We start from the raw sequence: 2,956 nt of genomic DNA on the forward strand, positions 1-2,956 counted from the left end.
GACATTGTGCGGCTCCGCCGCGTGGGCGCGACCAGGCGCCCCGTCAGGGGCGCGGGGAACTGCGCGAACAGCCCCCACCGGCCCGCAGATAACGCACCACCCCAGGGGTCCGGGGCGCAGCCCCGAGAACCCCGACTGCGGGCGCGTCGTAGCTGATCGCGCAGTTCCCCGCGCCCCTTACGGGGCACAAGCCCTAGTCCGCCCACGCCCGCAGCGCGGCCCGGCTGTCGAAGTGCGCGACGTTGTGGTCGATGCCGCCGGACTCGCTGTACTGGTGGAACGTCCACGCGTGCTGCACGCCCGGGTGCCCCGCGGAGTGGTCGGGGTCGGCGATCCACAGGCCGTCGCCCGCGTTGTCCGTGGTGTCCTTGTGGAACCAGTAGTCGCGGTTGCAGTACAGCACGACCCGGTGCCCGCGGGCCTTGGCCCTGGTGTCGGCGATCCAGCGGTCCTTGTCGCGGCAGGAGACGCCGGGGTCCTCCCAGTCGAGGGCGAGGACGTCGCCCCTCCGTAAGGCGATCTTGTCGAGGAAGTAGGCGCACTGGGCGGACATGGAGCCCGGGGTGACGTAGTGGTAGTAGCCGACGACGAGCCCGTGGTCGCGGGCCCGGTCGCGCTGCTCCACCCACTTCGGGTTGACGTAGGACGTGCCTTCGGTGACCTTCACGAAGACGAAGTCCAGCCCGCTGACGGAGTAGTTCGCGCTGTTGTGACTGCTGACGTCGATGCCGTGGAGCATTCCGGTCTCCTCCCGGTGGGGGCGGACGGAGCGGACGGGGATGTTCGAAGTATCGTTCCTGCACCGGGGGGTGCGGCAATATCTCCGCAGTCTGTTCGATTGTCAACTTCCTTCGCTGCGCGCAGTTTTACGGCCATGACGGCCACCACGACCGCATCCACCGGCTCGACCCCGGCGAGCACGGCGGCCGCCCCGCCGCCTCCCGCACCCCTGCGGCGACCGGTGCGTCAGGTGGCGGCCGTGGCGGCGTTCACCGTGGCGCTGGCCTGGCGGGCCGACCCCCGGCGGCTGGGCCTGGTGCTGGGGATCCAGCTGGTGCAAGGCGCCGGGCTCGGCGTGGCCCTGCTGGCGACCCAGCGGACCCTGGCCCGGGCCGCCCCGTGGACCGGCGGTGCGGGCCTCGCCGGGCTGCTGCTCCCGTCCGCGGGGGCCGTGGCCGGGGTGGCCGCGATGGCGCTGGCGGGCGGGCTGCTGCGGGTCGTCGTCCAGAACGTGCAGCGGGTGCTGCGGCTGAACGTGGACCGGCTGGCCACCCAGCAGGTGCTGGACGCCGCCATGGCCGCCGACCTGGCCACGTTCGAGGAACCGGACTTCCACGACCGGCTGCAGCGCGCCGTGGCCGCCTCCCGCTTCCAGCCCCTGCTACTGGTGATCACGCTCACCAGCCTGGTCCGGACCGCCGTCTCCCTGCTCGCGGTGGCCGTGTCGTTCGCGGTCCTCGCGTGGTGGCTGCTGCCCTCGCTGCTGCTGATCGCCCTGCCGGTGCTGCGCAACGCCCGACGCGTCCGCCGGGCCCGCCACGACCTGCACCTGAGCCTGGCGGAGAACCGGCGGGTGCGGCAGTACGCCGAACAGCTGCTGACCGGCCGCGAAGAGGCCCCGGAGATCCGCGCGTTCGGAATCGGCCCGGCGCTGCGCCACCGCTGGTCCGAGCGCTACGAGGCCGAGATCACCCAGGAGGCCGCGCTCGCCCGGCTGTTGACGCGGCGCCAGGCACTGGCCCGGCTGTCCGCCGACCTCGGTGCCGCCGGTCTGCTCGGCCTGCTGCTGTGGCTGGCGCACGCCGGGCTGCTGAGCGGGGCGACCGCGGCGACCGCGCTCGCGGCCCTGCTCCTGCTCGGCACCCGGGCCCAGTACCTGGGCGACCTGCTGTCCACGACCGGGGAACAGCTCCTCTATCTCGACGACTTACGCGCCTTCGCACCCTCCGGCAACGCGCCCGGGCCGCAGCAGCGCACCGCCACGGCCGGCACGGCGCCCGGACCGCCCGCCTTCCGCGCCCTGGAGGCGCGCGGGATCACCTTCACCTATCCCGGCGCGGCGGCTCCGGCCCTGTGCGGGGTCGACCTGACCCTTCCGGCGGGCCGGACCGTCGCCCTGGCGGGAGCCAACGGCTCGGGCAAGACCACCCTGGCCAAACTCCTCTGCGGCCTCTACACCCCGCAGCACGGCCGGCTGCTGCTGGACGGCGAGCCGGTCGCCGACCCCGGCCTGCTGCGGGAGCGGACGGCCGTGATCTTCCAGGACTTCGTGCGGTACAAGTTCACCGCCGAGGAGAACATCACCCTCGGCCGCCCCGACGCCCCCGGCGCAGCGGACCGCGCACGGTGTGCGGCCCTGGCCGCCGGTGCCGACGTCTTCCTCTCCGCGCTGCCCGACGGCTACGCCACCCGGCTCGGCAAGGAGTTCTCCGGAGCCACCGACCTGTCCGGCGGACAGTGGCAACGCCTCGCCCTGGCCCGGGCGTTCTACCGCGACGCGCCGTTCGTCATCCTGGACGAGCCCACGGCCGCCCTCGACGCCGAGGCCGAGGCCGCGCTCTTCGCCCGCATGCGGGCGCTCTGCGCGGGGCGCACGGTCGTGCTGATCTCGCACCGCTTCTCCAGCATCCGCGCGGCGGACCACATCTACGTCCTCGACCGGGGGCGCATCGTCGAGGACGGCAACCACCAGGACCTCATGGCGCGCGACGGTGTCTACGCCCGGCTGTATCTGGCCCAGGCGGCGGCGTACCTCGCCCCGTAGGGGGGCGCGCCCCGCAGGGGCGCGGGGCTGTTCACATATGCGGCTCCGCCGCGTGGGCGCGACCAGGCGCCCCGTAAGGGGCGCGGGGAACTGCGCGACCAGCCCCCACCGGCCCGCAGCCGACGCACCACCCCAGGGGCCCGGGGCGAAGTGCTCGGCTCCCTCCCGCCGCACGACTTCCTCCACGCCGCC

The 2,956-nt window shown here is 74.0% G+C and carries 2 protein-coding genes; one reads left to right on the forward strand and one right to left on the reverse strand.

The genetic code is table 11. The annotated features are described in order from the left end of the window. Positions 1 to 193: 193 nt before the first annotated feature. Complete coding sequence (locus ACWD4B_RS35565) at positions 194 to 739, reverse strand: glycoside hydrolase family 25 protein (protein WP_451424644.1); 546 nt, start codon at positions 737 to 739, stop codon at positions 194 to 196. A 135-nt stretch (positions 740 to 874) separates the two neighbouring features. On the opposite strand from ACWD4B_RS35565, the gene ACWD4B_RS35570 reads away from it, so the two are divergent. Beyond that, a complete protein-coding gene (locus tag ACWD4B_RS35570) occupies positions 875 to 2,764 on the forward strand; it encodes an ATP-binding cassette domain-containing protein (RefSeq protein WP_451424645.1) in 1,890 nt (629 codons plus the stop codon). The last annotated feature ends 192 nt before the right edge of the window (positions 2,765 to 2,956 follow it).

It is taken from the genome of Streptomyces sp. NPDC002536 (assembly GCF_053594995.1).

Excerpts from the sequence above, each read along its gene's own strand:
- ACWD4B_RS35565 (WP_451424644.1), bottom strand. The coding sequence starts at position 739 with ATGCTCCACGGCATCGACGTCAGCAGTCACAACAGCGCGAACTACTCC.
- ACWD4B_RS35570 (WP_451424645.1), top strand. The coding sequence starts at position 875 with ATGACGGCCACCACGACCGCATCCACCGGCTCGACCCCGGCGAGCACG.